Origin of the sequence: Pantoea sp. JGM49, assembly GCF_018257655.1 — a bacterium.
Taxonomy (GTDB): domain Bacteria; phylum Pseudomonadota; class Gammaproteobacteria; order Enterobacterales; family Enterobacteriaceae; genus Pantoea; species Pantoea communis.
The window spans coordinates 1-21,882 of sequence record NZ_JAERJM010000011.1 but is presented as its reverse complement, the minus strand read 5'-3'; the positions used below and the strand labels follow the sequence as shown (position 1 = coordinate 21,882).

Genomic DNA, 21,882 nt, shown 5'->3' with positions numbered 1-21,882 from the left:
GAGAAATGTCCCAAATTGGGATATAAGTTTGCTATAGTCCCAAGGCGGGACTAAGATGCGCTACATGAGAATCATATCGGTACGGACACTCAGGGAGTTCATGACGGCGAACCCCGACTCAGCTCAGCCGTTGAGAGCCTGGATTGATGAAGCGCAAAAGACCAATTGGTTAAATCCAGCAGACATCAAGGATCAATACCGCAGCGCCAGCATTTTGAAAGGCAGTCGCGTGGTATTTAACATTAAGGGAAATGATTATCGACTGGTTGCGGCCATCGCTTACCCGCAGAAGCTGATTTTTATAAAATTTATCGGCACACACCGGGAATACGATGCCATTGACGCAAACACAGTGGAGCAACGTAAATGACACTGACCATTAAACCCATTCGCAACGAACTTGATTACGAAGCGGCCCTGGAGGCCATCTCTCCGCTCTTTGATGATGTGCCTGAGCTGGGCACGCCAGAAAGCGATTATATGATTGTGATGAGCATGCTGATCGAAGCGTGGGAGAAAGAGCACTACCCTATTGAAGCTGCCGATCCGATTGAGGCGATTAAATTTCGTATGGAACAACAGGGATTGACTGCCAAAGATCTGGAGCCTGCCATAGGCCGACGTAATCGCGTTTATGAAGTGTTAAACGGCAAACGCTCTTTGTCTCTGGAGATGATTCGCAATCTGCACAAGCAGTTTGGCATTCCTTTAGAGAGCCTGGTGGGTCTCTAAAATTGCAGGGGGGCCAATGATAGCGCCCCATTTGCTTCTATTGCATGCTTGGTTTTAGCTCAGCAGTACCGCGTCGTACAGCATCCAGGCCGTGGTGGCCACCAGCGACAGTGCCATCAAACTGTTAAACGCCTGACGTTTCCACGCCACTTGCAGATGACTGCGCAGACGATCCCCCATCGCGGCCCAGATCAGGATGCAAGGTAAGTTCAATGCGGCAAATCCCAGCAATACTGTGATGACGCCGTTGCTGTTGGCGTACATCAGCGCCACGTTAGTCACCATCAGCCAGGCTTTGGGATTCACCGCCTGAAAACAGATGCCGCCCACCAGCGTCATCGGACGCGGACGCTCACGCGCTTCTGGTGCTGCAGCACGAAAAATTTTCCATGACAGCCAGAGTAAGTAACTGCATCCCACCATCGTGAGTGGTAAACGAATGGATGCCATCCAGTGCAGCAACACATCCAACGCCATACTTGCCAACAGCATCTGTATCGCACAGCCCACCAGAATGCCAAACAGCATCGGCAAGGTGCGCTTGAAACCAAAATTGACGCCCGATGTGGCGAGCAGCAGGTTGTTCGGGCCGGGGGTGATCGACATCACCGTGACGTAGCTGAAGAATGAAGGGTCGAGCATGATGCGCTTCCTGATGGTTCAAAGTTAACATCATGCTAATGCGTATCGGGCGATGGAAACAGAGACACAAAACTACTATTGTAATGGATACAGTTAATATTAATTTAGATTGTACCCATCGCACGCGGAGGCTTTTGTGTCCCTTCCCCTTTCATCCGGTCAAACGCTGTATCAGCAGCTGGCAGATAGCTTTGCCGAGTCGATTCATCAGGGCACGCTGAAACCGGGAAAACGGCTGCCCGCCATCCGCCGCGTGGCACAATCGCATCAGGTTAGTGTCAATACGGTGCTTAATGCCTGGCAAATCCTTGAAGATCGCGGCCTGATTGAAGCGCGTCCGCAATCGGGCTATTACGTGCGTGGCGTGATGCCAGCCGTGACGCGTCCGGTCAAACCGCTGCCCGCGAAAATCAACGACCCGAGCACGCAGAAGCTGGAACTGATTGAGCAGGTGTTTGCCGCGCAGAATAATGCCGATTACACCAATATCTCTTTGGCCTGTCCGCAGGATGGCACCTTTTATCCGGCAGCGCGCTTAGGCCGAATTACCTCGGGCATTTTACGGCACAATCCCGACATCGTCGGGCGCTATGCGCTCCCGCCGGGTAGTGAGCGCTTACGGGAGGAGATTGCACGTCGCAGTCTGCACACCGGTATCAATCTGACCGCGCAAGAGATCACCCTCACCCACGGCTGCATGGAAGCGTTACAGCTGGCGCTGCGGGCGGTGACCAAGCCTGGCGACTGCATTGGGCTGGAATCTCCCACTTACTTCTTCCTGTTCCCCCTGCTGGCCTCTCTGGGCCTGAAGGCGCTGGAGATTCCCACCGATCCTCAGCAAGGGTTGTCGCTGGATGCGCTGGAGATGTTGTTACAGGAGAAGCGCATTCAGGCACTGATTGCCATGCCCGGCGCGCAGAATCCTCTTGGCTATGTGATGCCACTGGAAAATAAGAAGCGGCTGGCAAAGTTAGTGAATACTTACCATATTCCAATGCTGGAAGATGGGCTGTATGACGAGCTGCAGTTTGACTGGCCACTCTCGCCGCCGGTGAAAGCCTTTGATAGCGAGGGCTGGGTGATTTACTGCACCAGCTTTACCAAAACCGTGGCGCCGGATTTCCGCGTGGGCTGGACCGCGGCCGGTCGTTTCCATCAGACCATCGCCCGTTTGAAAGCTGTCTCATCGATGTCTGAATCGCGGTTGTTGTGTGAAACCCTCGCCGAATTCCTCGCCAGTGGCGGATACGATCATCATCTGCGCTCGCTGCGCCGCCGCTATGCCGCCAATCTCGATGCGGCGCGCGGCATCATGGCGCGCCATTTTCCGCAGGGGACACGCGCCACCCTGCCCAAAGGAGGTTTTGTGTTTTGGGTGGAGTTGCCAGGGAAAGTGGATACCGTGGAGATGTTCCATCGGTTATTACAGGAGCAGATTTGCGTGACGCCGGGAGCGCTCTATTCGCTGAGCGACCGTTATAAACATGCACTGCGCCTCTCCTGCTGTTATCCGTTTGATGAGCGTTATACGTGGGCACTAAAACGCACCGGCGCGCTAGCCTGCGAAATCACAGGCCTGGCACCGGGACAGGATCAGGGTTTGCCGTTGCGGCCCCAGGTGGTGTAGCCCTCACGCTCGGTCAGACGCTCGTAATAGAGTTGTACGGAGGGAAATTCAGGGTGCTCCAGCGGGGTTTCAAACCAGCGATTGACTGCAAGCCCCACAGGAATGTCTGCCAGCGAGAAATTGCGTCCTGCGACGTAGCGCCCGGTTTTTTGCAGATGCTGGTCAAGAATATTCATGGTGTGCGTCCAGCCTTTAATCGCGGCGGCCAGCAAACGCGGATCCTGATGGGCGGGCGAGTTGCGCACCAGTGACATAAACGCATAGCGCCAGGAAGTATTGAGTTCGGTGGCTTGCCAGTCCATCCACTGATCCACCGGTGCACGCCCTCGTGGGTTTTCAGGATAGAGCCAGTCGCCGCCATTGCTGTTGGCGAGATAGCGCAGAATGGCGTTGGATTCCCACATCACGAAGTCATCTTCGATGATGACCGGCACCATGGCATTAGGGTTGAGCGCCATGAATTCCGCCGAGTGCAGCGATTGCGGGTCTTCACCCCAGGGTTCGAGCTCATACGTGAGATCCAGTTCTGAACACAACCACAGAACTTTGCGCACGTTGATTGAAGAAGTACGACCAAGAACTTTTAACATAGCGGACTCCGATTCCAGAATTCTTAACCTATTCATAGTCCTGTTGGCTGCCATTAGCAATCTGCAGGATGTAAATCAGGATGTCAGAGTGCCTCAACCAGCAAGGAGTGAAAATGAAAGTCGCGTTTAAGCAGGTGGATGTGTTTACCTCATCAGCGTTCAAAGGTAATCCGCTGGCAGTGATTATGGATGCAGAGGGATTAAGTGACGCCCAGCTGGCTGCTATTGCCCGCTGGACCAATTTGTCGGAAACCACCTTTGTCCTGCCAACACAGGATACCGCAGCCGATTACCGGGTGCGCATTTTTACCACCGAAGGGGAATTGCCGTTTGCCGGGCATCCGACGTTGGGCACAGCTCACGCCTTGCTGGAAGCGGGCTGGCAAGTGAAAACGCCGGGCAAGATTGTGCAAGAGTGCGGCGTCGGCCTGGTGGATGTGCGCATTAGCGAGGATGGCGCGCTGGCCTTCGCGGCCCCCAACGTCACGCTGACGCCATTTGATGACGCGTTGATGAGCAGCGCATTGAACAGCGAGGCCTTTGACACCAACCAGACGCCGACCATTGTCGATATGGGCATTCGCTGGCTGCTGATTCCGATGAACAGCGCACAGGCGGTGCTGGATGTGCAGGCCAGCGCGGCGGATCTGCTGCGCTTGCAAAAGCATGCCGACGTCAATGGGACTGCGCTGTTTGGCCCGCTGCCAGAGGATTGCGGCGAGCAATTCGAAGTGCGCGCGCTGCTGGTTGAGAACGGCAGCCTGACCGAAGATCCGGTAACCGGCAGCGCCAACGCCTGTCTGGCACGTTACTTTGCGGCGCAGGGGAAAACTGAGGATTATCGCGCACGTCAGGGCAGCGCCATTCAGCGTGAAGGACGGATTCAGGTGAGTTTTAGTGGTGAGAGCATCTGGATTGGCGGCCAGACGGTGACCGTGATTGACGGGACGATTGAGATCTAAAATACGCGCAATAAATTGCGCCGCTACGGCCATCTGCACGGTTGCGTAGCGGCGCGATTTATCGCGCATTATTACAGCGTGCTTAATCGTGCATTCTTACAACGCCTGCCCACCTGAAGCTTCAATACGCTGCGCGGTGATCCAGCCGGTTTCTTCGCTCAGGATGGCGCTGATGGCGTCACCAATATCATCTGGCTGGCCAACGCGGCCCAGCGATGTCACCGACGCAATGTGATCGTTGAGATCTTTGGTATCGCGCACGCGTCCACCGCCGAAATCAGTTTCAATCGCACCCGGCGCCAGAATATTGACGCGAATACGACGCTCGCCCAGCTCTTTGGCCTGATAGCGCGTCAGCACTTCCATCGCCCCTTTCACCGAGGCATAGGTGCCTGAACCCGGCAGCGTCATGCGTGTTAATCCGCTGGAGATGTTCAGGATGCGACCACCATCGATAATCAGCGGCAGCAGCTTCTGCGTCAGGAAGTAAGGCCCTTTGAAGTGCACGTTGATCAGCGCATCAAACTCCTCTTCGGTGGTTTCCGCAAACAACTTGTAGTGACCGTGACCGGCATTGTTCACTAAATAATCAAAGTTGTCGCGTTGCCAGGTTTTTTGCAGTGTCTCTTTCACCTGCGCCACGAAGCTGTCGAAGGTGCTGCTGTCGCCGACATCCAGCTGTAACGCCACCGCACGTGCGCCCAATGCTTCAATCTCTTTCACCACGGCCTGCGCTTCTTCCGCGTGACCACGATAGGTAAAAAGGATATCCACGCCTTTGGCCGCCAGTTTCAGCGCACCATTCTTGCCCAAACCGCGGTTACCGCCGGTAATCAATGCAATTTTATGACTCATGTTTCGCTCCAGATGGAAAATTGAACACGGGATAAGGATATTCGCTATAAATTGATCTATAAACGCAGAGGAATACGCAGCACTGTTTCACTAACAACAACAATCGGTGAACACATGGATAAAATTCACGCAATGCAGGTTTTTGTGCGGGTGGCAGAAATGGGCAGTTTTACCCGTGCGGCTGAAAGTCTTGGACTACCAAAAGGCAGCGTATCGCGCCAGCTTCAGGCGCTGGAAAATCAAATGGGCACGCGTCTGCTGCATCGCACCACGCGGCGTGTTCATCTCACCCAGGATGGGCTGGTCTACTACGATCGTTGTCTTGATCTGTTGTCGATGCTCGACGATATGGACAGCCTGTTCCAGCACGATCCCGGCACGCTAAGCGGCAAGCTGCGTGTCGATATGTCCGTCGCCATGGCCACCGGATTTATCCTGCCGCGTCTGCCAGAATTTCTGCAGCATTATCCCGGCATCGAAATTGAGCTTAGCAGCAGCGATCGCCAGGTGGATGTGATTCGTGAAGGTTTTGACTGCGTGATCCGCGTGGGTGAGCTGAAAGATTCGGGTTTGATTGCGCGAAAAATCGGATCACATGCCTTGATTAACTGCGCCAGTCCCGACTACCTTTCCCGCTTCGGCATGCCGGTGCGCCTCGAAGATCTTGCACAGCACGCGATGGTGCATTACACCCAGCAGCTGGGGCAGCCCTCTTTGGGGTTTGAATATTTTGATGGTAAGCAGTGCCACTATGTTCAGACCGGCGGCGTGGTGACGGTGAACAGCACCGAAACTTATCGTGCCGCCTGCATCGCGGGATTAGGCATTATTCAGGTGCCCGCGATTGGTGTGCAGCCACTGCTGGAATCAGGCCAGTTAGTGGAAGTGCTGCATCACTTCCCCGCCAAGCCGATGCCGATTTCGTTGCTTTACCCACATCGCCGCAACGTAGCACGTCGCGTGCGGGTGTTTATGGAGTGGCTGAGTCAGGTGTTGCAGGAGTATGTGACATAAAGGGCTATAATTTTAATTTCGCAGTGAACAGGATGATTATCGTCTATGACAGACAAACCTAACCAAGAACCCACGGCTGAAAAGAAGCCGCTGATAGATATCAAGACCGGTAACAAAACCGTGGATGGCTCAATCCAGAACGTGTCGCGCTTTGCGGCCTGGTTCCAGGCCATTCCGGCGGTGGCGCATTTTATGCGCGCGCTGGATCGGTTTAACGATCGCCTCGGCAGCCAGTTTGGCGCAGCGATCACTTACTTCTCCTTCCTATCTCTGATACCGATTTTGATGGTCTCCTTTGCGGCAGTCGGTTTTGTGCTGGCGTCGAATCAGGATTTACTCACCGAGTTGATCAACAAAATCGTTAACAACATCAGCGATCCTACGCTGGCCACTACGCTAAAGAACACCGTGAACACCGCGATTCAGCAGCGCGCGACGGTCGGGTTAACCGGTTTGCTGCTGGCGCTCTACTCTGGCATTAACTGGATGGGCAATTTGCGCGAGGCGGTGCGCGCGCAATCGCGTGATGTTTGGGAGCGTAAGCCGGACGATCAAGAGAAGTTATGGAAGAAATATGCGCGTGATTTGGTGTCGTTGCTGGGTCTGATGCTGGCGCTGGTGATTACCCTGTCGCTGACCTCCATTGCCGGTGCCGCGCAGAATGCCATCGTCAACGCGTTGGGATTGGAGGATATCGAGTGGCTGCGCCCGGCAATGACCATCATTGCGCTGTCGATTTCCATCTTTGCTAACTATCTGTTGTTCCTGTGGATTTTCTGGATTCTGCCGCGCCATAAGCCGCGCAAAAAAGCACTATTTCGCGGCACGCTGCTGGCGGCGATTGGTTTTGAAGTGATTAAGTTTGTGATGACGCTGACGCTGCCAAAGCTGGCCACTTCGCCCTCTGGGGCAGCCTTTGGTTCAGTGCTGGGATTAATGGCGTTCTTTTACTTCTTTGCCCGTCTGACACTGTTCTGCGCCGCGTGGATAGCCACCGCAAAATACAAGGATGATAAAGAGATGCCGCAGCCGCATCAGGGCAATTAACATCGCAAAATTGTTACATTTGCCGCAACAGCTAAAAATGTTTCCTGCTGGCTATTATTCCAGCAAAAACCAGCAGGAAACGCTAAAGGGTCACTTTAATTTGGCCCTTTTGCAGAGATTCCCGCCAAAAAAGTGACACTTCCCGTTCCCATCACCCGCCGATTGCCGCAACTCAGAAATTATCCACTTTTTCGCCGAAAATGCCTGTTCTGGCGCGGGTTTTCATCATTGAATGCCGCAAAACAGGTGCGTAAGATTCTCTGTCTACATTTACAATTAAGAAACAGTCATGCAAGCCTCCATCACAGAAACACTCGACAAAAAACACGACGACACGCCCGTAAACTCACGCGGCAAAGTGGTCGTGGCATCGCTTGTCGGCACCGCGATCGAATTCTTCGATTTCTATATTTATGCCACTGCGGCCGTCATCGTCTTTCCGCATATTTTCTTCCCGCAGGGTGATGCCACCGTGGCAACGCTACAGTCGCTGGCTACGTTTGCTATCGCCTTCGTCGCGCGCCCGATTGGTTCTGCGCTGTTCGGTCACTTTGGCGACCGTGTAGGCCGTAAAGCCACCCTGGTGGCATCGCTGCTAACCATGGGCGTCTCTACCGTATTGATCGGTCTGCTGCCTGGATACCAAACCATTGGCGTTGCTGCTCCGCTGCTGCTGGCGCTGGCGCGCTTTGGTCAGGGCCTGGGTCTTGGTGGTGAATGGGGCGGCGCCGCTCTATTGGCAACCGAAAATGCGCCAGCGAAAAAACGTGCGCTCTATGGTTCATTCCCGCAGCTTGGCGCGCCAATTGGCTTCTTCTTCGCCAACGGTACTTTCCTGTTGCTCTCCTGGCTGCTGACCGATGAGCAGTTCATGAACTGGGGCTGGCGTGTGCCGTTTATCCTTTCAGCCGTACTGGTACTGATTGGCCTTTATGTGCGCGTTTCGCTGCATGAAAGCCCGGTGTTTGCCAAAGTGCAGAAAGAGAACAAGCAGGTCAAAATGCCGATCGGCACGCTGCTGAGCAAGCATCTGACCGCTACGATTCTTGGCACCTTCATCATGCTGGCGACCTATACGCTGTTCTACATCATGACCGTTTACTCGATGAGTTACGGCACTGCACCGGCGCCAGCGGGCTTAGGCTTTTCCCGTAATAGCTTCCTGTGGATGCTGATGGTGGCGGTGATTGGCTTTGGTGTGATGGTACCGATTGCGGGCCTGCTGGCAGACCGCTATGGCCGTCGTCGCACCATGATCACCATTACTTTGTTGATCATTGCCTTCGCACTGATGTTCCCGATGCTGCTGGGTTCAGGCTCACAGATTCTGGTGATGGGCTTCCTGCTGCTGGGCCTGAGCATTATGGGTCTCACCTTTGGGCCGATGGGTGCGCTGCTGCCAGAGCTGTTTCCGACCGAAGTCCGTTATACCGGCGCGTCGTTCTCCTATAACCTGTCGTCAATTCTCGGTGCCTCGGTTGCGCCTTATATTGCAACATGGTTGAACGCTAACTACGGTTTGCAGGCGGTCGGTTTTTATCTGGCTTCCATGGCCGTGCTGACGCTGATTGCGCTGATTGCCTGTAAAGAGACGCGCCATCAGACGCTGTACGAAGCGGTGTGATGGTTGCAGATTGATATGATGAACCCGGCTCAGGCCGGGTTTTTTATTGGGTCGGAATTGAGATACGGGCGAATGACATGAGGGCACCGCGTTAGCGGCGCGAGGACGCCAGACCCTAAGCGGCCCCGGACTGCGTGATCGCCATGCGTTACGGCTCAATGGTGTTTTGTCGTGTCTGAGTGTGAGAAACCTATCTGATCAGGCATAAAAAAACCCCGGCAAGCCGGGGTTCTTCTTGTGCTGAAAACGGTGTCGTGCGGGGATTAGCCAGCAACCGCGATGCGTTTCATATCGGTCATGTAGCCACGCAGTTTGCGGCCAACCGCTTCGATTGGGTGCTGACGAACGGCTTCGTTAACGTCACGCAGCTGTGCGTTATCAACCTGAGTGCCTTCAATCGCTTTGCCCAGATCGCCTGGCTGCAGCGTGGTCATGAACTCTTTCAGCAGCGGTACTGCCGCGAAGGAGAACAGGTAGTTACCGTATTCTGCGGTATCAGAGATAACCACGTTCATTTCATACAGACGCTTACGTGCGATGGTGTTCGCGATCAGCGGCAGCTCGTGCAGTGATTCGTAGTAAGCAGACTCTTCAATGATGCCTGCATCGATCATGGTTTCGAAGGCCAGCTCAACGCCCGCTTTCACCATGGCAACCATCACAACGCCTTTGTCGTAGTACTCTTGCTCGTCGATTTTACCTTCGAACTGTGGTGCGTTCTCGAATGCAGTTGCACCGGTCTCTTCACGCCAGGTCAGCAGGTTTTTGTCGTCGTTCGCCCAGTCAGCCATCATGCCGGAAGAGAATTCGCCAGAGATGATGTCATCCATGTGCTTCTGGAACAGCGGAGCCATGATGGTTTTCAGCTGCTCAGACAGTGCGTAAGCACGGATTTTCGCCGGGTTAGACAGGCGATCCATCATCAGGGTGATGCCACCGAATTTCAGTGATTCGGTGATGGTTTCCCAGCCGAACTGAATCAGTTTTTCGGTATAAGCCGCGTCGTGACCTTCAGCCACCAGCTTATCGAAGCACAGGAGAGAACCGGCCTGCAGCATACCGCACAGGATAGTCTGCTCGCCCATCAGGTCAGATTTCACTTCAGCAACGAAGGAAGATTCCAGCACGCCAGCACGGTCGCCGCCGGTTGCAGCAGCCCAGGCTTTAGCGATTGCCAGGCCTTCGCCTTTTGGATCGTTTTCTGGGTGAACCGCGATCAGGGTTGGCACACCGAAACCACGCTTGTACTCTTCACGCACTTCGGTGCCTGGGCACTTCGGTGCTACCATCACCACGGTGATGTCTTTACGGATGGTTTCACCAGATTCAACGATGTTGAAACCGTGTGAGTAGCCCAGCGCTGCGCCATCTTTCATCAGAGGCTGTACCGCTTTAACTACCGCTGAGTGCTGCTTGTCTGGCGTCAGGTTAACCACCAGATCGGCCTGTGGGATCAGCTCTTCGTAAGTACCCACTTTGAAACCGTTATCGGTCGCTTTGCGGAAAGAAGCACGCTTCTCAGCAATCGCTTCAGCACGCAGTGCATAAGCGATATCCAGACCGGAATCACGCATGTTCAGGCCCTGGTTCAGACCCTGAGCGCCACAGCCAACGATAACGACTTTCTTGCCTTTCAGGAAGCTAGCGCCATCCGCGAATTCATCGCGTGACATGAAACGACATTTGCCTAACTGCGCTAACTGGTTGCGCAGATTCAATGTGTTGAAGTAGTTAGCCATGGGTACTCCGGTTAGATGTTGTGTTTGCTTTTGTTCGGTAACAGCACCGTATTCAGTGCCGCGAATGACCCCATCATATGACAGGAAATCCATTGCTTAAATTGATATATTAGCAAGGTCACATTGCAGAATTTGCAACAACACGTTGAGGTGAAACGCGCATGGATTTACGAGACCTGAAGCTCTTTCTTCATCTGGCCGAAAGCTGTCACTTTGGTCGCACCGCGCGTGCTATGCACGTCAGTCCCTCCACGCTCTCTCGCCAGATTCAGCGCCTTGAGGAAGATGTCGGTCACGCGCTGTTCCTGCGTGATAACCGCATCGTGACGCTCACTGAAGCCGGCGAGCGCCTTAAGCAATTTGCTCAGCAAACCTTGTTGCAATATCAACAGCTGCGCCACGTAATGGATCTGAACGGCCCTTCACTGAGCGGCGAGCTGCGCATTTTTTGCTCGGTGACCGCCGCTTACAGCCATTTGCCGCCGATTCTCGACCGCTTCCGCGCCGAACATCCGCAGGTGGAAATCAAACTCACCACCGGCGATGCCGCCGACGCAATTGAGATGGTGCAATCTGGCGAGGCAGATTTGGCCATTGCCGGACGTCCGGAATCGCTGCCCGCCAGCATCGACTTCACACCGCTCGCCATTCTTCCGCTGGTGCTGATCGCGCCCGCGCTGCCGTGTGCGGTACGCAGCCAGGCCACACAGGCGCAACCTGATTGGTCGCAGATTCCGTTTATCGTGCCGGAACAAGGCCCGGTGCGGCGCGGCATTGATTTGTGGTTCCGTCGCCATCGCATTTCCAATCCACAAATTTACGCCACGGTTTCTGGCCATGAGGCGATTGTATCAATGGTAGCGCTGGGATGTGGCATCGCGCTGCTGCCGGATGTGGTGCTGGAGAACAGCCCGGAGCCGGTGCGTAATCGCGTGCTGACGCTTGAGAATGTGGAGTCGGTCGCGCCGCTGGAACTGGGCGTGTGCGTACAAAAAAAGCGGCTCGGGGAGCCGCTTATCAGTGCTTTCTGGAACCTGCTGTAGTTACTGCCCGGCGAGGAAGAAACGGAACGCCGGGTTGTTCGCTTCATCGTGCCATTCGTAGCCCAGCGCCGTGAGATGGGTTTCGAAATCCGGCTCTTGATCGTTGGCTTCGAAGGCCACCAGCACGCGACCAAAATCGGTACCGTGGCTGCGATAGTGGAACAACGAGATATTCCAGTGTGCGCCGAGCGTCTGCAGGAACTTCAGCAGCGCGCCCGGTGCTTCCGGGAACTCAAAGCTAAACAGGCGCTCGCGCAGCGGTTTCGATGGACGACCGCCGACCATGTAGCGCACGTGCAGCTTCGCCATCTCATCATCTGACAGATCCACCACCTGGTAGCCACCTTCGCTGAGCTGGCTGATGATCTCACTGCGCTCTTCCAGACCGCGCGTTAAGCGCACCCCGACGAAGATGCAGGCGTTATCGGCATCCGCATAGCGATAGTTGAACTCGGTGATCGAACGGCCACCCAGCGTCTGACAGAAACGCAGGAAACTGCCCTGCTGTTCCGGAATGGTGACCGCCAGCAACGCTTCGCGCTGTTCACCAATTTCACACCGTTCCGACACATAGCGCAGGCCGTGGAAGTTGACGTTGGCGCCCGACAAGACGTGCGCGAGGCGCTCGCCTTTGATGTCGTGCTGCTGGATGTACTTCTTCATGCCCGCCAGCGCCAGCGCACCCGAAGGTTCCGCCACCGCACGCACATCTTCGAACAGATCTTTCACCGCCGCGCAGATGGCATCACTGTCCACGGTGATGATGTCGTCGAGATACTCTTTGCACAGACGGAAGGTTTCGCTGCCGATGCGCTTCACCGCCACACCTTCAGCAAACAAACCGACGCGCGCCAGATCAACCGGCTCGCCCGCATCCAGTGCCGCTTTCAGGCAGGCTGAGTCTTCCGACTCCACCGCGATCACTTTGATCTGCGGCATCAGCTGTTTGATCAGCACCGCCACACCCGCCGCCAGACCGCCACCGCCGACCGGTACAAATACGCGATCGATATGCGCATCTTGTTGCAGCAGTTCCATGGCCAGCGTGCCCTGCCCGGCAATTACTGCCGGGTGGTCAAACGGTGGCACAAAGGTGTAACCCTGCTGCTCGGCCAGCTCAATGGCTTTGGCTTTTGCCTCGTCGAAGTTAGCACCAAACAGATAAACCTCACCGCCAAATGCGCGCACTGCATCAACCTTGATGTCCGCCGTGGCCACCGGCATCACAATCAGTGATTTGATGCCAAGCCGACTCCCCGAAAGTGCCACACCCTGTGCGTGGTTACCGGCCGAAGCCGTAATCACGCCGCGTGCTTTTTGCTCTTCGGTCAGTCCGGCAATCATCGCATATGCCCCACGCAGCTTGAAGCTGTGCACTGCCTGGCGATCTTCACGCTTCACCAGAATGGTGTTGCCGAGACGCGATGAAATTTTTTCCATTTTCTGCAGCGGCGTCACCTGCGCAATTTCGTACACAGGCGCACGCAGCACTGCGCGCAAATACTCCGCGCCGTTAGGCGACGCGGGTAGCGGTTGAGACTCAGCCATCAGTTGTTAGCCTCCCAGCTTGGACTTATCGCGTACCGCGCCTTTATCAGCGCTGGTCGCGAGTGATGCATAAGCACGCAGCGCGAAGGAGACGGCACGTTCGCGGTTGTGCGGGGTGTAGGCCGCTTCGCCACGCGCCAACTCTTTTTCACGACGAGCGTGGATTTCGTTGTCTGGCAGATCCAGATGGATACGACGGTTCGGGATATCCAGCTCAATCATGTCGCCATCCTGGATCAGCGCAATGGTACCGCCACTCGCCGCTTCAGGTGAGATGTGACCGACAGAGAGACCGGAAGAACCGCCGGAGAAACGACCATCGGTGATCAACGCACAAGCTTTACCCAAGCCCATGGATTTCAGATAGGTGGTTGGATAGAGCATTTCCTGCATGCCCGGACCGCCTTTCGGTCCTTCGTAGCGGATCACCACGCAATCGCCCGCCACAACTTTGCCGCCGAGGATCGCATCTACCGCGTCATCCTGGCTTTCATAAACTTTGGCTGGACCTTTGAAGGTCAGCAGCTCAGCATCAACGCTGGCGGTTTTGACGATACAACCATCTTCTGAGATGTTGCCGTACAGCACGGCCAGACCGCCATCCTGAGAGAAGGCGTGCTCACGAGTACGGATACAACCCTCTTTACGGTCATCATCGAGTGTGTCCCAACGACAGTCTTGTGAGAAGGCTTGGGTGGTACGGATGCCGGCTGGGCCCGCGCGGAACATTTTCTTCACCGCTTCGTCTTGGGTCAGCATGATGTCGTACTGATCCAGGGTCTCACGCATGCTCTGCTGCAGAACGTTGCGCGCACTGGTATCAATCAGCCCGGCACGATCCAGCTCGCCCAGAATCGCGACAACGCCACCAGCACGGTGCACATCTTCCATGTGATATTTCGGCGTACTCGGTGCCACTTTGCACAGGTGCGGTACTTTGCGCGACAGGCGGTCGATATCTGACATGTTGAATTCGATTTCGCCTTCCTGCGCCGCTGCCAGCAGGTGCAGAACGGTGTTGGTGGAACCGCCCATGGCGATATCCAGCGTCATCGCATTCTCAAATGCCGCTTTGGTGGCGATGTTGCGTGGCAGTACGCGCTCATCATCCTGCTCGTAATACTTTTTGGTCAGGCTAACGATGCGCTTACCGGCGTTGAGGAACAGCTCTTTACGGTCGGCGTGGGTCGCCAACAGTGAACCGTTGCCTGGCTGTGCCAGACCCAGCGCTTCGGCCAGACAGTTCATCGAGTTCGCAGTGAACATCCCTGAACAAGAACCGCAGGTTGGGCACGCAGAGCGTTCGATTTTATCGCTGTCTTCATCGCTGACGTTCGGGTTAGCACCCTGAATCATCGCATCAACCAGGTCCAGCTTGATGATTTTGTCAGACAGTTTGGTCTTACCGGCTTCCATCGGACCGCCGGACACAAAGATCACCGGGATGTTGAGGCGCAGTGACGCCATCAGCATGCCGGGGGTGATTTTGTCGCAGTTAGAGATACACACCATGGCATCGGCGCAGTGCGCGTTCACCATGTACTCCACGGAATCGGCGATCAGCTCGCGCGAAGGCAGTGAATACAGCATGCCGCCATGACCCATGGCGATACCGTCATCCACCGCGATGGTGTTGAACTCTTTGGCGACACCACCGGCGGCTTCGATTTGCTCAGCCACCAGCTTGCCCATATCGCGCAAGTGCACGTGGCCCGGCACGAATTGGGTGAATGAGTTAACCACGGCGATAATCGGTTTACCGAAATCGGCGTCGGTCATTCCTGTGGCGCGCCACAGGGCGCGTGCACCCGCCATGTTACGACCATGGGTGGTGGTGGCAGAACGGTACTTAGGCATGCTCTATTTACTCCAGTCTGAAATATGACGCGGGCGCAGCTGCACCCGCGTAACTGTCTTGTTATGGATTAACTTGATCCAACCAGCCGTACTTGTCTTCGGTTTCGCCAGTGAACAGGCCGAAGAATGCGCTCTGAATTTTGGTGGTCACTGGACCGCGTTTGCCCGCACCGACCTGAATGCCGTCAACGCTACGTACCGGGGTGATTTCTGCCGCAGTACCCGACATGAACACTTCATCAGCCAGATACAGAGATTCACGCGACAGCGTTTGCTCACGCACTTCGATACCCAGGTCGATCGCCAGCTTGATGATGGCGTCACGGGTGATACCTGGCAGGGCTGAAGAAGTGAACGGCGGCGTGAACAGAATGCCATCTTTCACTTCGAACAAGTTTTCGCCAGCACCTTCTGAAATATAGCCGTTGGTGTCGAGAGCGATACCTTCCTGATAACCGTGGCGACGCGCTTCGCTGCCGACCAACAGTGAGGAGAGGTAGTTACCACCGGCTTTAGCCGCGGTTGGCAGAGTATTCGGTGCAACACGGTTCCATGAAGACACCATCGCATCGATACCGTTTTCCAGTGCTTCAGCACCCAGGTAAGCACCCCATGGGAAAGCAGCGATGATCACGTCGGTGGTGTAGCCATCTGGTGGGTTCACACCCAGGCCTACGTCGCCAACAAACGCCAATGGACGAATGTAAGCGCTTTTCAGTTTGTTCACGCGAATCACTTCGCGGCACGCTTCCATCAGCTCATCAACAGAGGCGGCGATAGGAAAACGATAGATTTTGGCGGAGTCGTGCAGACGCTGCATGTGTTCACGGTGACGGAACACCACTGGGCCTTTGTGTGAGTCGTAGCAACGTACGCCTTCAAACACTGAAGTACCGTAGTGCAGTGCGTGAGACATGACGCTGACCTTGGCATCTTCCCACTTAACCATCTCCCCGTTAAACCAAATAAAGTCTGCTTTCTTCGTACTCATTGTTATTTCCTTTGGCGACTAAGCGCGGATTTGTTGTGATGTCTGTTGCTGGATCTCGACACAAGCGACATCCATAAGTTTGCTTAACTGCGAAGACAGTAAATCGACCGAACGCTGACTGGCAACGGTCATCTCGATATTAATGTTCTCAGCGTTGATCGCAGATGCCATGTTCATCGAGCACACCTGGAAGCCACGGTGGCGGACAACACGCAAAATGCGCTCCAATATTTCAGGGCGGAAGCGGGCTTCGATAGACAATTGATGCTGGTTCATGCGGTTTTCTCCATCATGTTTGCGTTGCTGGCACCCGGCGGTACCAATGGCCAGACGTTTTCATGCTCATCAATCGAAACATGCAGGAAGTAAGGACCTTCACTGTTCAGCAGAGCATCTATCGCGGCGTCGACCTGATCTTTACGGCTAATGTGCTGGCCTGGGATATCAAAGGCGCTGGCCAGCGTAAGGAAATCGGGGTTATCGGTGAGGATGGTTTCACTGTAGCGGCCATCAAAGAACAGCTGCTGCCACTGGCGCACCATGCCTAAACGTTGGTTATCCAGCAGCAGGATTTTCACCGGCAGCTTACCGCGCTTGATGGTGCCCAACTCCTGAATGTTCATCATGATTGAGCCATCGCCTGACACGCAGATCACGGTGTCTTGCGGGCGGGCAACCTGAGCGCCGATGGCGGCTGGCAGACCGAAGCCCATGGTGCCGAGGCCGCTGGAGGTGATGAAGTTCTCTGGCTGAGTGAAGCTCATGTGCTGCGCAGCCCACATCTGATGCTGGCCCACATCGGTGGTCACCACCGCGCTGTCCGTTTTACGATCGGAGAGTTGTTTCAGCAGCAGCGGCGCATAAATCGCCTCACCTGGATGATCGTAGCGCCAGTCAAACTCGGCTTTCATCGCTTTTACTTCGGTGCGCCAGCCCTCAATCTGCATCGGCATACTCAACGCGGGCAGCACCTGGTTCAAATCACCTTGCAACGAAACGTGCGCACGACGCAATTTGTTCAACTCGGCCGGATCGATATCGATATGAATGACGTTCGCATGCGGGGCGAAGGTGTCTAACTTGCCGGTGACGCGGTCGTCGAAACGCGCGCCAACGGCAATCAGTAAATCGCACGATTGCACGGCAAGGTTGGCAGCTTTGGTGCCGTGCATACCCAACATGCCAAGATAGAGATCGCTGCTGGCGTCTGCACTTCCCAGACCTTTCAACGTGGACACCGTTGGGATACCGGTTGCTTCAGCCATGGCACGTAATGCAGGCACCGCTTGTGCCATGCCAACACCGCCGCCGATATACAGCATTGGCTTATGCGACTGCGCCATTAATGCGCGGGCTTCAGCGATATGCTCTGGCGAATGACTGATCGCCTCTTCAACCGGCAGCAAATGCGGTGTTAAATCGGCACTAGCAATTTGGATGTCTTTCGGGATATCCACCAGAACCGGACCGGGACGGCCAGACTGGGCGATGGCAAAGGCTTCGGCCATCACGGAAGGCAAATCTTCGAGGGATTCAACCAGGAAACTGTGCTTAGTGCAGGCTAATGACAGGCCGAGAACGTCGATTTCCTGGAAGGCATCGGTGCCGATGAACGCAGATGAAACCTGACCGGTGATCGCGACAACTGGGATGGAATCCATAAACGCATCTGCTAAACCGGTGATCAGGTTAGTGGCGCCGGGACCGGAAGTGGCGATACACACGCCAGTTTTACCGGTGGCACGGGCATAACCAATTGCCGCCATCACTGCACCTTGCTCATGACGACACAGTAGGTGTTCCACGCCGCCATCGTAGAGCGCATCGTACACTGGCATGATTGCGCCGCCAGGATAGCCAAACACTGTGTCGACACTTTGCGCGCGTAAAGCCTGAACTACCCACTGTGCACCTGTCATCGTTATTCTCCTGTATTCCTGGTGGAACAACAGAATTTTATGCTACTGCTCATAATCTGTTCCTCGCTGATTCGCTGATATTTAGCCAGGTCGAAAAAAAACCCCCGGACCTTTCGGTGCGGGGGTTTTTGGAATTCCGGGCTTGATTTTTAAGCCTTTCTTTCTCCAAGCGATGCCCCGCACGGTGGGATAATAATCACCACCACGCTAATCACGACTAGGCTAATCACTTGTAGAAGGGCTTTCATGTGTTGTCTGTTTTTTCGATTGTTCGAAGTAATACCTACAGAGTTACCATAGTTATCTACGCGTTGACAATTATTTTCATAATGTTTTTTATGACGTAAGCAATCGGCTCGGGTTATCGCCTTGTAAGTTAAAGGTTATTTTTAGATGTGAATATTTTTCATTACTTACGCGGCGTAATCGCCCTTTTAGTTTTGCGATATTGTTCTCAATTGCTGCGAACGTCCCGTAAAAATCTGCGATTCGCTGGAATCAGGCACTGATATTTTTTAATCGCACTCGTATTCTGAATTTGACCCCCGCATGATGAAGACAACAAGGAGTGGTTATGTCTTTATCAAAGGTTTTAACACGCGCGGCGCTCGGTGTGCAGGCACCATTGGTAACGGTCGAAGTACACATCAGTAAGGGCTTGCCCGCTTTAACGCTGGTTGGCCTGCCCGAAACCACGGTAAAAGAGGCCCGCGAACGGGTGCGCAGTGCCATTATCAATAGCGGATTCACCTTCCCGGCGAAACGCGTCACCATCAATTTGGCTCCTGCCGATCTGCCAAAAGAAGGTGGGCGCTACGACCTTCCCATCGCCATTGCGATTCTCGCGGCCTCAGAGCAGCTTCCTGACGCGAAACTGGCGCACTATGAGTTCCTGGGGGAGTTAGCACTGAACGGCGCGCTCTGTGGCGTTCAGGCCTCTATTCCAGCAGCGATGGCTGCTTTGCAAGCCGGCAGGCAGATGGTGTTAGCTGAAGAGAATCAACAGGATGTCGGATTGATCCAACAAGGGGAAACGCTCGTCGGTAAACATCTGCTCGAGATCTGCGCTTTCCTGCATAACCAGTCGACACTCACCGTTGCGTATTCTCAACCTGAGGCGCTGCAACAGGAAAGCCAGGACCTCAGCGAAATCATCGGTCAGGAACAAGGACGCCGCGCCCTGGAGATCACTGCCGCTGGCGGGCATAACCTGTTACTGCTTGGACCGCCCGGCACAGGGAAAACCATGCTGGCGACCCGCCTGCCCGGCATTATGCCGCCCTTAGACGATCAGGAAGCGCTGGAGTGCGCAGCGATTAATAGCCTGGTCAGCAGCCGAAATCTCCATCATCAGTGGCGCAGAAGGCCATTCAGAGCACCTCATCACAGCGCTTCGTTGTATGCATTAGTGGGAGGAGGAGCAATCCCCCGGCCTGGTGAGATCTCTCTGGCGCACAATGGCGTCCTGTTTCTGGATGAACTCCCGGAGTTTGACCGCAAGGTACTGGATGCATTACGCGAGCCCATTGAATCCGGCGAGATTGCGATTTCCCGTACACGCGCCAAAGTCACTTATCCTGCGCGCTTTCAGTTAATTGGCGCCATGAACCCCAGCCCTACCGGGCATTATCAAGGCAGTCATAATCGATGCACGCCGCAACAGGTGCTGCGCTATTTGAGCCGGCTCTCAGGTCCGTTTCTTGATCGCTTTGATCTGTCTCTGGAAATCCCGTTGCTACCCAGTGGAACCTTAAGTCAAAAACAGGAGGTCAGTGAGAGCAGCGAGACGGTACTTAAACGCGTCCTTGCTGCTCGTCAGAGGCAAATTGAGCGAGCAGGCAAAATAAACGCGCATTTATCTAATCCGGAGATTGCCCAGTGCTGTGTACTGAGACAGGACGATGCTATATGGCTGGAAGCTGTATTGAATTCGCTGGGTCTTTCTGTGCGCGCGTGGCAACGCATTTTGAAAGTCGCCAGGACGATTGCCGATTTGGCAGGGGAGGAGACGATTTCACGACAGCATTTGCAGGAGGCGGTGGGTTATCGCAGCATTGACCGATTGCTCATCTATCTGCACAACAGTCTGGAATAAAAAACGGGGCTTTAGAAGCCCCGCTATTTTTTAATCATCGCTATCGCTAAAGTCTTCCACAGTGTCCATCTGCGGCTTACCGCCAGACAATGTGTGGAAACGCTTAGGACGCTTAATACGTGCGGTATATTTCGACCAGACACGTTCAGCTTCCGTTTGCGGCTCACGCAGCCCACGACATACTTCTAAAAACGAACGCTCTTCTTCAGTCGCTGGTTCACGCTTGGCGAGGTCCAGTTCATTGAAGGCGTAACCGTGGCGTTCCAGAAGCTGAGCTTCTTTAATGGTGAAATCACCATGACGTGAAAAACCACGAGGATAATGTTTGTTATCAAAGAAACGATTTGTTGTTGCGAAGCTATCCGCCATTTTACACGCTCCCGACTCTCTTATGGCCGTGCTATTTATGGCGCGGAGTATTAGATAGGCTTGACAGAGTGTAAAACAAAACATTTAAATCAGTACGACAAACATTTTTTGGGAGAATGCTGTGGATACGGAATTACTGAAAACTTTCCTCGAAGTGAGCAGAACACGCCATTTCGGGCGTGCTGCTGAAGCGCTTTACCTCACGCAATCTGCCGTTAGTTTTCGCATTCGTCAGCTGGAAAATCAGTTGGGAGTCAACCTTTTCACCCGTCATCGAAATAATATTCGGCTGACTTCTGCGGGTGAGCGTTTATTACCCTATGCAGAGAGCCTGATGAGTACCTGGCTGATGGCTAAAAAGGAAGTTTCACATACACAACAGCATCATGAGCTATCGATAGGTGCCAGCGCGTCGTTGTGGGAAGCTTATCTAACCCCTTGGTTAAAAACGCTTTATGAGAATCGTGAAAGTCTTCACCTTGAAGCACGTATCGCACAACGGCATTTGCTGGTAAAGCAATTACATGAGCGTCAGTTGGACCTTTTAATCACCACCGAAGCGCCCAAAATGGATGAATTAACCAGCCAACAGATTGGTCATATTTCACTCGCGCTCTTCCGCGCACGTAAGACTGAGAAACGTGAAAAATATGATTACATTAAACTGGAATGGGGTGCGGATTTTCATCAACATGAAAGTTATTTATCCAGTGATGATGTGCCAGTATTGACCACAACTTCAGCGCATGTGACACGTGAATTACTCCACACTACCGGCGCCTGCGCATTTTTACCGGATTCATGGCACAGCATTTATAGTGATTTGATGGTTATTCCAGATACACCCGTTGCCGTTCGTCCACTCTATGCGGTGTGGCTGCAGAATAGCGATCAACAAGCACATATTCGTCAGCTGCTTAAATTTCCAGTATTGACGCAATAAAGCAGAAATTGAGAGGGGTTTGAGTGTCGCGCAGTGAAACTCAAACCCTTTTCACTGACGAATTTATGAGGTAAATGCCAAATTTTGGACAAAAAAAATCCTTTGCCGAAGCAAAGGATTGTTTTCTGGCAGGGGCGGAGGGACTCGAACCCCCAACACCCGGTTTTGGAGACCGGTGCTCTACCAATTGAACTACGCCCCTAAAAGGGTGGCGGAACGGACGGGGCTCGAACCCGCGACCCCCTGCGTGACAGGCAGGTATTCTAACCAACTGAACTACCGCTC

Annotated in this window: 21 protein-coding genes and 1 tRNA gene; 10 read left to right on the top strand and 12 right to left on the bottom strand. The window is 54.2% G+C overall.

The window, feature by feature from the left end:
• Positions 1 to 64: 64 nt before the first annotated feature.
• Together JK231_RS18140 and JK231_RS18135 are read left to right on the top strand one after the other, a co-directional pair.
• The gene (locus JK231_RS18140; protein ID WP_034820085.1) at positions 65 to 370 is read left to right on the top strand and encodes a type II toxin-antitoxin system HigB family toxin; all 306 of its coding nucleotides are present in this window, start codon (positions 65 to 67) and stop codon (positions 368 to 370) included.
• The gene (locus JK231_RS18135) at positions 367 to 732 is read left to right on the top strand and encodes a helix-turn-helix domain-containing protein (protein ID WP_080748118.1); all 366 of its coding nucleotides are present in this window, start codon (positions 367 to 369) and stop codon (positions 730 to 732) included. The genes JK231_RS18140 and JK231_RS18135 overlap by 4 nt, the downstream gene beginning before the upstream one ends.
• A 54-nt stretch (positions 733 to 786) precedes the next feature.
• Here JK231_RS18135 and JK231_RS18130 read toward each other — a convergent pair whose 3' ends face one another.
• Positions 787 to 1,374, bottom strand: a complete 588-nt coding sequence (locus JK231_RS18130) for a LysE family translocator (RefSeq protein WP_097119453.1) — start codon at positions 1,372 to 1,374, stop codon at positions 787 to 789.
• Between the two features lie 136 nt (positions 1,375 to 1,510).
• Here JK231_RS18130 and JK231_RS18125 point away from each other — a divergent pair, with 136 nt between their 5' ends.
• Complete coding sequence (locus JK231_RS18125; RefSeq protein WP_097119454.1) at positions 1,511 to 3,001, top strand: PLP-dependent aminotransferase family protein; 1,491 nt, start codon at positions 1,511 to 1,513, stop codon at positions 2,999 to 3,001.
• Here the strand turns inward: JK231_RS18125 and JK231_RS18120 are convergent.
• Positions 2,968 to 3,591 (bottom strand): glutathione S-transferase, encoded by a 624-nt coding sequence (locus JK231_RS18120; RefSeq protein ID WP_211729177.1) that lies wholly within the window; start codon positions 3,589 to 3,591, stop codon positions 2,968 to 2,970. The two genes, JK231_RS18125 and JK231_RS18120, sit on opposite strands and share 34 nt — an antisense overlap.
• Before the next feature lie 113 nt (positions 3,592 to 3,704).
• Between JK231_RS18120 and JK231_RS18115 the strand changes: the two genes are divergently transcribed.
• A complete protein-coding gene (locus tag JK231_RS18115; RefSeq protein WP_097119455.1) occupies positions 3,705 to 4,553 on the top strand; it encodes a PhzF family phenazine biosynthesis protein in 849 nt (282 codons plus the stop codon).
• A 96-nt stretch (positions 4,554 to 4,649) separates the two neighbouring features.
• Here JK231_RS18115 and JK231_RS18110 read toward each other — a convergent pair whose 3' ends face one another.
• Positions 4,650 to 5,408: an SDR family oxidoreductase gene (locus JK231_RS18110; protein WP_211729176.1), complete on the bottom strand. Its 759-nt coding sequence runs from the start codon at positions 5,406 to 5,408 to the stop codon at positions 4,650 to 4,652.
• 114 nt (positions 5,409 to 5,522) lie between these two features.
• On the opposite strand from JK231_RS18110, the gene JK231_RS18105 reads away from it, so the two are divergent.
• From JK231_RS18105 to JK231_RS18095, 3 genes are all read left to right on the top strand, one after another.
• Complete coding sequence (locus JK231_RS18105; RefSeq protein WP_034820092.1) at positions 5,523 to 6,422, top strand: LysR family transcriptional regulator; 900 nt, start codon at positions 5,523 to 5,525, stop codon at positions 6,420 to 6,422.
• A gap of 45 nt (positions 6,423 to 6,467) precedes the next feature.
• The gene (gene yhjD / locus JK231_RS18100) at positions 6,468 to 7,469 is read left to right on the top strand and encodes an inner membrane protein YhjD (protein ID WP_211729175.1); all 1,002 of its coding nucleotides are present in this window, start codon (positions 6,468 to 6,470) and stop codon (positions 7,467 to 7,469) included.
• A 289-nt stretch (positions 7,470 to 7,758) separates the two neighbouring features.
• Positions 7,759 to 9,093, top strand: coding sequence for an MFS transporter (locus JK231_RS18095; protein ID WP_034820002.1), 1,335 nt, complete (start codon positions 7,759 to 7,761; stop codon positions 9,091 to 9,093).
• Positions 9,094 to 9,356: 263 nt separating this feature from the next.
• On the opposite strand, the gene ilvC is transcribed toward JK231_RS18095, so the two are convergent.
• Positions 9,357 to 10,832: a ketol-acid reductoisomerase gene (gene ilvC, locus JK231_RS18090; protein ID WP_097119457.1), complete on the bottom strand. Its 1,476-nt coding sequence runs from the start codon at positions 10,830 to 10,832 to the stop codon at positions 9,357 to 9,359.
• A gap of 161 nt (positions 10,833 to 10,993) precedes the next feature.
• Between ilvC and ilvY the strand changes: the two genes are divergently transcribed.
• Positions 10,994 to 11,875 (top strand): HTH-type transcriptional activator IlvY, encoded by an 882-nt coding sequence (gene ilvY / locus JK231_RS18085; protein WP_211729174.1) that lies wholly within the window; start codon positions 10,994 to 10,996, stop codon positions 11,873 to 11,875.
• Here the strand turns inward: ilvY and ilvA are convergent, their stop codons facing one another.
• From ilvA to ilvL, 6 genes are all read right to left on the bottom strand, one after another.
• Positions 11,876 to 13,423, bottom strand: coding sequence for a threonine ammonia-lyase, biosynthetic (gene ilvA, locus JK231_RS18080; RefSeq protein WP_097119459.1), 1,548 nt, complete (start codon positions 13,421 to 13,423; stop codon positions 11,876 to 11,878).
• 6 nt (positions 13,424 to 13,429) lie between these two features.
• Complete coding sequence (ilvD, locus tag JK231_RS18075; RefSeq protein ID WP_097119460.1) at positions 13,430 to 15,280, bottom strand: dihydroxy-acid dehydratase; 1,851 nt, start codon at positions 15,278 to 15,280, stop codon at positions 13,430 to 13,432.
• 61 nt (positions 15,281 to 15,341) lie between these two features.
• Positions 15,342 to 16,271, bottom strand: a complete 930-nt coding sequence (locus JK231_RS18070; protein ID WP_034820022.1) for a branched-chain amino acid transaminase — start codon at positions 16,269 to 16,271, stop codon at positions 15,342 to 15,344.
• 18 nt (positions 16,272 to 16,289) lie between these two features.
• On the bottom strand, positions 16,290 to 16,547 hold the full coding sequence (gene ilvM, locus JK231_RS18065; RefSeq protein ID WP_034820026.1) for an acetolactate synthase 2 small subunit: 258 nt from the start codon (positions 16,545 to 16,547) through the stop codon (positions 16,290 to 16,292).
• Complete coding sequence (gene ilvG, locus JK231_RS18060; RefSeq protein WP_211729173.1) at positions 16,544 to 18,190, bottom strand: acetolactate synthase 2 catalytic subunit; 1,647 nt, start codon at positions 18,188 to 18,190, stop codon at positions 16,544 to 16,546. The genes ilvM and ilvG overlap by 4 nt, the downstream gene beginning before the upstream one ends.
• Before the next feature lie 149 nt (positions 18,191 to 18,339).
• Complete coding sequence (ilvL, locus tag JK231_RS18055) at positions 18,340 to 18,438, bottom strand: ilv operon leader peptide (RefSeq protein WP_071531048.1); 99 nt, start codon at positions 18,436 to 18,438, stop codon at positions 18,340 to 18,342.
• A 326-nt stretch (positions 18,439 to 18,764) separates the two neighbouring features.
• On the opposite strand from ilvL, the gene JK231_RS18050 reads away from it, so the two are divergent.
• Positions 18,765 to 20,285 carry a YifB family Mg chelatase-like AAA ATPase gene (locus JK231_RS18050; protein WP_211729172.1) on the top strand — a complete coding sequence of 507 codons (1,521 nt, stop codon included), beginning with the start codon at positions 18,765 to 18,767 and terminating at the stop codon, positions 20,283 to 20,285.
• Between the two features lie 30 nt (positions 20,286 to 20,315).
• Here JK231_RS18050 and JK231_RS18045 read toward each other — a convergent pair whose 3' ends face one another.
• Entirely contained in the window at positions 20,316 to 20,654 is a 339-nt protein-coding gene (locus tag JK231_RS18045) for a DUF413 domain-containing protein (protein WP_034820034.1), read from the bottom strand.
• 121 nt (positions 20,655 to 20,775) lie between these two features.
• Here JK231_RS18045 and hdfR point away from each other — a divergent pair, with 121 nt between their 5' ends.
• Positions 20,776 to 21,597: an HTH-type transcriptional regulator HdfR gene (hdfR, locus tag JK231_RS18040; protein WP_034820037.1), complete on the top strand. Its 822-nt coding sequence runs from the start codon at positions 20,776 to 20,778 to the stop codon at positions 21,595 to 21,597.
• A gap of 126 nt (positions 21,598 to 21,723) precedes the next feature.
• Here hdfR and JK231_RS18035 read toward each other — a convergent pair.
• Positions 21,724 to 21,799 (bottom strand) — tRNA-Trp (locus tag JK231_RS18035).
• Between the last annotated feature and the right edge of the window lie 83 nt (positions 21,800 to 21,882).

Bases quoted from the DNA above. Each gene is read 5' to 3' on its own strand.
- JK231_RS18120 (WP_211729177.1), bottom strand. From the start codon at position 3,591: ATGTTAAAAGTTCTTGGTCGTACTTCTTCAATCAACGTGCGCAAAGTT.
- ilvA (WP_097119459.1), bottom strand. From the start codon at position 13,423: ATGGCTGAGTCTCAACCGCTACCCGCGTCGCCTAACGGCGCGGAGTAT.
- JK231_RS18140 (WP_034820085.1), top strand. From the start codon at position 65: ATGAGAATCATATCGGTACGGACACTCAGGGAGTTCATGACGGCGAAC.
- ilvC (WP_097119457.1), bottom strand. From the start codon at position 10,832: ATGGCTAACTACTTCAACACATTGAATCTGCGCAACCAGTTAGCGCAG.
- JK231_RS18130 (WP_097119453.1), bottom strand. From the start codon at position 1,374: ATGCTCGACCCTTCATTCTTCAGCTACGTCACGGTGATGTCGATCACC.
- ilvG (WP_211729173.1), bottom strand. From the start codon at position 18,190: ATGACAGGTGCACAGTGGGTAGTTCAGGCTTTACGCGCGCAAAGTGTC.
- JK231_RS18070 (WP_034820022.1), bottom strand. From the start codon at position 16,271: ATGAGTACGAAGAAAGCAGACTTTATTTGGTTTAACGGGGAGATGGTT.
- JK231_RS18050 (WP_211729172.1), top strand. From the start codon at position 18,765: ATGTCTTTATCAAAGGTTTTAACACGCGCGGCGCTCGGTGTGCAGGCA.
- JK231_RS18045 (WP_034820034.1), bottom strand. From the start codon at position 20,654: ATGGCGGATAGCTTCGCAACAACAAATCGTTTCTTTGATAACAAACAT.
- JK231_RS18095 (WP_034820002.1), top strand. From the start codon at position 7,759: ATGCAAGCCTCCATCACAGAAACACTCGACAAAAAACACGACGACACG.
- JK231_RS18110 (WP_211729176.1), bottom strand. From the start codon at position 5,408: ATGAGTCATAAAATTGCATTGATTACCGGCGGTAACCGCGGTTTGGGC.
- JK231_RS18135 (WP_080748118.1), top strand. From the start codon at position 367: ATGACACTGACCATTAAACCCATTCGCAACGAACTTGATTACGAAGCG.
- JK231_RS18105 (WP_034820092.1), top strand. From the start codon at position 5,523: ATGGATAAAATTCACGCAATGCAGGTTTTTGTGCGGGTGGCAGAAATG.
- yhjD (WP_211729175.1), top strand. From the start codon at position 6,468: ATGACAGACAAACCTAACCAAGAACCCACGGCTGAAAAGAAGCCGCTG.
- ilvM (WP_034820026.1), bottom strand. From the start codon at position 16,547: ATGAACCAGCATCAATTGTCTATCGAAGCCCGCTTCCGCCCTGAAATA.
- JK231_RS18115 (WP_097119455.1), top strand. From the start codon at position 3,705: ATGAAAGTCGCGTTTAAGCAGGTGGATGTGTTTACCTCATCAGCGTTC.
- ilvY (WP_211729174.1), top strand. From the start codon at position 10,994: ATGGATTTACGAGACCTGAAGCTCTTTCTTCATCTGGCCGAAAGCTGT.
- ilvD (WP_097119460.1), bottom strand. From the start codon at position 15,280: ATGCCTAAGTACCGTTCTGCCACCACCACCCATGGTCGTAACATGGCG.
- ilvL (WP_071531048.1), bottom strand. From the start codon at position 18,438: ATGAAAGCCCTTCTACAAGTGATTAGCCTAGTCGTGATTAGCGTGGTG.